The 6181-nt window shown below is 68.8% G+C and carries 4 protein-coding genes and 1 pseudogene; all 5 read right to left on the reverse strand.

Annotated features, from left to right (window positions below; all coding sequences use genetic code 11):
- Positions 1–9: 9 nt before the first annotated feature.
- A complete protein-coding gene (locus NY78_RS18390) occupies positions 10–243 on the reverse strand; it encodes a hypothetical protein (protein WP_043639296.1) in 234 nt (77 codons plus the stop codon).
- A gap of 535 nt (positions 244–778) precedes the next feature.
- Positions 779–1834: a chorismate synthase gene (gene aroC / locus NY78_RS18395; RefSeq protein WP_043639298.1), complete on the reverse strand. Its 1056-nt coding sequence runs from the start codon at positions 1832–1834 to the stop codon at positions 779–781.
- Positions 1835–1844: 10 nt separating this feature from the next.
- A complete protein-coding gene (locus NY78_RS18400; RefSeq protein ID WP_043639301.1) occupies positions 1845–3098 on the reverse strand; it encodes an oligosaccharide flippase family protein in 1254 nt (417 codons plus the stop codon).
- Positions 3095–5977, reverse strand: coding sequence for a hypothetical protein (locus tag NY78_RS18405; protein WP_047960278.1), 2883 nt, complete (start codon positions 5975–5977; stop codon positions 3095–3097). The genes NY78_RS18400 and NY78_RS18405 overlap by 4 nt, the downstream gene beginning before the upstream one ends.
- Positions 5961–6181: pseudogene (locus NY78_RS25315) on the reverse strand (SPOR domain-containing protein); the annotation flags it as partial. The pseudogene NY78_RS25315 and the gene NY78_RS18405, both read right to left, overlap by 17 nt.

The following is a 6181-nucleotide window of genomic DNA, read 5'->3' on the forward strand; positions in this document are numbered from 1 at the left end:
GATGCCCTCCTAGCCGAAAATGGTTTTCAAATCGTCCTGGACGCTGGGCATATTCACGTTGTTGGCGAAGATGGCGTAGATCTGGTCTACGCTGGAACTGATGTTTTCCGGCGATGGATCTTCCTTGACGGCGCGAGTCAGTCGTCCAAGCAGAATTTTGGCAGCGAGGAACTTGAGTTGGAATGCCTTTTTCCCGGTCACGATGTCTGCCCAAGCTTTGTTGCTCTTGCTGGGTACATCCATATTCGCCTCCTTCGTTGTGCGGCAGCGCGATGTTGCATCTTTTGCATAAAGCCTGGTCAGCTTTTTCCGGCCGGGGTGTGCAGCCCAGACACAGATCTGACGTACCGGCTCGTAGGGGCATGGAACGTCCTCGGGGTCTCTGCCGCGAAGCAAGGATCGCACCATGTCGGAAACTCTCGAAAAAACGTGTGCTTAGCAGAAGAATACGTGAAAACGAAGCGTGTTTCAAGACAAATCCGCGCAAAAGGGAGTTCCGCCAGGTCGGCGAAGGGCTCCGGGTTGCCAATTAGTTATGTTATTCTAGGCTATTAATGCGGAGAGGAAAGATTGGGGCAAATGTTGGGCTGTTTGAGTCAAAAAGTAACAGTAGCGGGAGAGCCCAGGCCCAGGCCCTCTTGAACTCGGGAGAAAATGAAAAAGAGTTGCTGCCAGGCCGGTTATCCGACCTGCCGGACGACCGGTGCGGCAATTTTATGAACACCGCTTCCCGGGTGGTTGCGGTGTCTGCCCCGAAACGACGTTCACGGACGCGGCGCTAGGAGGCGAGCACGCGTTGCGCCAGCCACAGATCGGCCAGGACCAGCAGGACCATGGCCCGCACCACCGGCACAACGCGGGGTATCGCACTGCGGTCGTGTCGGCCGCCCACGACAATCTCGGCCGGAGCGCCATAAATATCCGTCGTGCGCTGGGGCATGGCAATGGACGGAATGGGTTTGATCGCCGCCCGGGCCACGATGGGTTGCCCGTTGGCGATGCCGCCCAGGATCCCGCCGGCGTTGTTGGATACGGGCGGCAAAACGATGGGGTCGTTATTGGTCGAGCCGCTGGCCCGGGCGGCGGCAAAGCCCGATCCGATCTCCACGCCCTTGACCGCGCCGATGCCCATCAGCCCATAGGCCAGCCGGGCGTCGAGCTTGTCGAACACTGGTTCGCCAAGCCCGGCCGGGACGCCGGTGGCCACCACCTCGACAATGCCGCCCAGGCTGTCGCCCTTGGCCATGGCTTCCTTGGCCCGGGCTTCCCAGGCCGCAATGACGGCCGGGTCCGGGGCGCAAAACGGGCGATCGGCCGCACCGGCCGGATCAATGGCCGCAGCCGGGATGCCGCCGAATTCCACGGTGTAGGCCACGACGTCGATGCCACAAGGGGCGAGCATGGCCGCAGCCACCGCTCCGCCGGCCACCCGGGCGGCGGTTTCCCGGGCCGAGGCCCGGCCGCCGCCCCGATAATCGCGCCGGCCGTACTTGGCCAGATAGACGCCGTCGGCATGGCCCGGCCGCAGGAGATTCTTGGCGGCTTCGTAGTCGCGGGAGCGCTGATCGGTATTTTCAATGACAAAGGCGATGGGCGTGCCCGTGGTTTCGCCCTCAAAGATCCCGGAAAGCAGGCGCACGGCATCGGCTTCCTTGCGGGCGGTGCCGGTCAGGCCTCCGGCCCCGGGCCGGCGGCGGTCGAGGTCGCGCTGGATGGCGGCTTCGTCAAGGGCCACGCCGGGCAGGCAGCCGTCGATGACGCCGCCCAGGGCCGGGCCGTGGGATTCGCCGTAGGTGGTCAGCCGAAAGATCGAACCAAAGGTGTTGCCGCCCATCATGGCCTCCTTATGCTCCGGCGTGGTCGGCCCGCCGGGCGCGCACCCGGCCAAGCAGCCACAGGAGCGACCCGGCCAGCATGACGGCAATGCCGGCAAACAGCAGCCAGGCAACGGTCATGGGCGTGTCGTGGTAAAAATAGGTCAGTCCCAGAAACAGTCCCACCCCGGCCGCCTGGAACCAGACAAAGCCGAACTCGGAACGGGCCTGGAAATAGACGAACAGGATGTTGGCCACGGCCAGCAAGGCCATGGCGGCGCTGATGACGGACAGCAGCGGTCCGGCGGCGACGTACTTGGCCCCAAAGAGCAGGTGCACCACGAAATCCGAGGCAATGAGGCAAAAAAGGGCAAATCCGCCGCCCAGGGCGGCCGTCATGCCCATGGACAGCCACAGCGAGGACAGATCGTTGCGTCCGGACTCCTTGGCTGAAGCCGCTTCGGTGAAAAGGACGCTCATGAGCACCGAGGGCAGATAAAAGGCGATGCGCCCGAGGATGGCGGCCGTGGCGTACAGTCCGGCCCCCTCGGCGTCGCAGTAGTGGCGCACCAGCACCATGTCCAGGTTGCCAAGGACCATGACGATGATCGACGACAGGAGCATCCCGACGGAATAGGTCCCGACTTCCTTGAGCAGGCCCTGGGGCAGGGGCGAGGAGGGGACCGGCACGACGTCGCGCAGAAACAGGAAATTGACGCACAAGGCGGCGGCAATGCCGGTCAGGCTGGAAAGCAGCGCGCCGTTGATGCCCAAGGACAGGCCCCAGACAAAAAGCAGCGCCCCCAGGAACCGGAAGCAGGCATTGGACGCCCCGGCAATGCCGTAGCCGGTGAAGCGCTGGAGTCCCTGCAACATGCCCCAGGGCACCGGCAGGATAAACGAGCCGGCCATGACCCCGAGCATGAGCAGGATGGGGGAGGCGGTTTCGATGTGCAAAAACGACTGCAGGGCCGGCAGGGCCAGCGCGCCCAGGCCGTAGGCCACGGCGGCCAGACCGGTGGCCAGGGCCAGGGCGCGGCCCAAAAGCGAACGGACCATCCCCATGTCGGTCAGGACAAAGCGGGCCGTAAACCGGGCGATGACCAGGGGGACAATGGCCAGCGGCGCGGAAAAGATGACCATGGTGGAATTGAGCGCGTTGAAGCTGCCGAAATCCGCCGGACTCATGGCCCGGCCCACGACCATTTGGAAGAGGTAGTTAAACAGGTTGCCGGAATTGAGCAGGATGAGGATGACGATATTCTGCTTGAGAAAGCGTTTCACGAACGGGTGTCCTCGGGCGTGTCCGCCCGGTTGATGGCAGTGGGGCGCAGTTGCAGGCCAAGGCCGGCCAGAAAGGCGTACAGGCCGGCCTGGGCGCAAAATTCCGAGGCCGGCAGCAGATGGAGGCTGCGCAGGGCGGCGGCCAGGGCCAGAGCCAGGGCAAAGCCCAGGAAGTAGGCGCGGCCGGTCCCGGCCGCCAGCCACGGACCCAGGGCGGGAAGCAGCCGCGACAGCCGAGCGGCCACAGCCGGCGCACACACCCGCCATACCGGAACCAGGGCCAGCCCGGCAAGACCCAGGACCACCCGGCCGGGCACGCCGCCAAGGGCCAGGGCGACAAGCCAAAGCCCGGCGGCCAGTCCCCCGAAGAGCCGGCGCTCCCGGCGGCTGGCCGCGGCGTCGGCCGGCAGGGACGCCAGCCAGGCGCAGGGACCGTCCACCAGCCGGGACAGGCGCCCCGGGCCGGCCAGACGCAGGCCGGCGGCAGCGGCCAGAACCAGGGCCAGGGCGGCCAGGACCCGGCCAAGGGTCCCCGGACCGCCGGAAGCCCCGGCCGTCCTGGCCGGCCCGGCAAAGCGGGAGAGATGGAGCGGGGCGTCGGTTTCAAAGCACAGGGCGGACACGCCGTACCAGGGGGTGTCGAAAAAACGCACGGCGGCAGCCTTGGCCGGCAGCCGGGCCGGCCCGATGCCCAGCCAGTCGTCGGCGGCGTTTAAGCGGGCGGCTGTGGCCTCGCTGATGGGTCCCGGGCTGTGTGGGGCGTCGCCCATGGAGAGCAGGGGCAGGGCCGCAAAAATGGTCCGCCAGCCGACCTGCCCTTCGCCGGAAAAGACCGGATCGGCCAGCGTCAACTGCCCCGGCGGCTGGTCGCCCCGGCCGCGCACGGCCACCGTGGCCGGGGCCAGATCCGGGCGGGCCGGCAGCCGGGCGGCCAGGATGCCCGAGCGGGTGTCGGGCACGGCCGGGCTGGCCCCGTCCACCGACACGGCCACCGGGTCGCCCACCAGCTCGAAGCCGGCCGTGAGCCAGGCCATGGGACCCAGGCTCGTGCGCGGCCCATAGGCCGGCTGGCCGGCGACCGTGGCCGGCAAGGCGGCCGAGGTCACGGGCCAGGGCAGGGCCGCATCGTAGAGGCCCGTCTGGGCTGGTCCGATCGGCACGGCCGTCAGCATGGCCCGGGTGACGGGCAGGGAAAACTCCCGGCCCGAAAAGGCAAACCGGACTTCCGCCCGGCTGACCCGGGCCGGCAGATCAGGCAGGGGGACGGGCTGCCCCGGGCGCAGGGCATAGGTTTTGGCCGCTCCGGCCGCCCCGGGGGCAAACACGGCCAGGGTCGCATCGGTCAGGCCCGGGGCGCGGCCGATGTCCAGGCGGAAAAAGTGCTCATACCCCGGCTTCGGGACGAAGGCGGCGTCCACGGCCATGGTCAGGTCCGGTCCCTTGCCTTCGACGGTCAGCCCGGCCGGCGTGCGAAAGAGGCGCACCGGCGAAGCGGCGGTGAAAAGCCCTTGGCCGCCGGACACAAAGACCGGATCGGCCACGGTCTGGCCGAAATCGGACCGGGCCGGGCCTTGGCCCGGGGTCCGGGCAAAGGGCGGGGCCAGACTCCACAGCGCCGCGACCGGCACGCCGCCGTCCGGCCGGCTGATGTCCGGGGCAGCGCCAAGGCTGGTGGCCAGCTCGTCGGCAGCGGCCAGAAAGGCCGGGGTATCGCGGCGCGGCGAGGTCAGGGCCAGAAAGGCCGCCTCGGCCGTGCCGCCGCCGGGCTGGGCCGGGGCCATGGGCGCAAGGGCCAGGGCCATCCGGGCCGTGCCGCCGGGTCCGATGGCGGCGGCGGCCTGGGCCACGTTGACAAAGACCCGCCGGGAGCCGGCAAAGGGTTCGCGCACCCGGGTGGGCAGGCGTCCGGGCAGTCCGTTTTGGGCCAGGACGGCCGGGTCGAAGCCCGAAGGGGTGAAGACCAGACGCTCGATGAGCCGGTCCCGGGCCACTTCGGCCGGTCCCTGGCGGAAAAACATGAGGCTTATTTCTTTAAGCCGCGCCCATTTGAGGCCGGGATAGCGCTCGCGCAGATAGCGGCCCACGTAGACGCGAAGGACGGTGCGGCCGTCGGGCAGTTCAAAGGTGCGCTTGGCCAGGGCGTACCAGTCAAGGACGGTGCGCGACCCGGGGCTTGCCGGGTCCAGGGCCAGGACGAGATTGAGCTGGACCGGGGCCGGACGGCGCAAAATGATGTCCACCGCGCCAAGGTCGAGGCTGTCGCGGTCGAAGCGGCGTTGCAGAAAGGTGGACGGACCGTCCTGGGTGGTGCGCCAGAGGTCGTCAAAGGGCAGGTCCAGGACCCGGCGGGCCAGATACAGGGCGTTCTTGTCGGCCCAGGCGGCCCTGGCCACGGGCACGGACTGCTCCGGCGCGATGGCGGCCAGATAGGTCTCGCCCAGGCGGTCGACGCATTCCAGGGGGTCGCTGCCGTAGATGCGTCCGTTGGGAGCGGCAATGGTCAGGGCCGCCAGGGTGGGGTTGTCCGGATCGGCGTCGCGGATGTCGAGCGCCACTTCGTTAAACCGTCCCAGGGCAATGTCCGGGCCGCCCTTGGCCGTGGCCAGGGTCAGGGCGGCGCGACCGCCCGGGGTCTCGACCCGGCCGTCCAGGGCCAGGGGAACGGTTTCCAGCACCCGCGAGTACTTGACCTTCTTGGCGGCGATTTTGACCAGCAGCCGCCCCTCGGTCGCGCCGTCCGGACTGAACAGTTCCCCGGGCAACCGCAGGGGGGCGCGTCCGGGTTTGGGGTCGAGGTCCAGGGCCAGGCCGGGCGCGGCCAGGGCCAGGGCGGCGGCCAGCGCGGTCAACAGGGCGACAAGGCTAGGGCGTCGGCCCATGATCGGCTCCCTGGGGCGGTTGGGCGGTCTCGGTTCCCTGGCCCGGCTCGATGGCTGCGGGCTTGTGACGGCGCTGTCTGGCGGGGCGGCGCGGGGCCTGTTCGGCCGGCGCGCCCGGGGCGGCAGCCTCCGGGGTCAGGCCCGGCGCGGCAACGTCCGGGGCGGCCGGCAGGGACCGGGGCGCGGCATCGCCGCCGCTGGCCG

Source organism: Desulfovibrio sp. TomC (assembly GCF_000801335.2).
Lineage (GTDB): Bacteria > Desulfobacterota > Desulfovibrionia > Desulfovibrionales > Desulfovibrionaceae > Solidesulfovibrio.

Bases quoted from the DNA above. Each gene is read 5' to 3' on its own strand.
- NY78_RS18390 (WP_043639296.1), bottom strand. From the start codon at position 243: ATGGATGTACCCAGCAAGAGCAACAAAGCTTGGGCAGACATCGTGACC.
- aroC (WP_043639298.1), bottom strand. From the start codon at position 1,834: ATGGGCGGCAACACCTTTGGTTCGATCTTTCGGCTGACCACCTACGGC.
- NY78_RS18405 (WP_047960278.1), bottom strand. From the start codon at position 5,977: ATGGGCCGACGCCCTAGCCTTGTCGCCCTGTTGACCGCGCTGGCCGCC.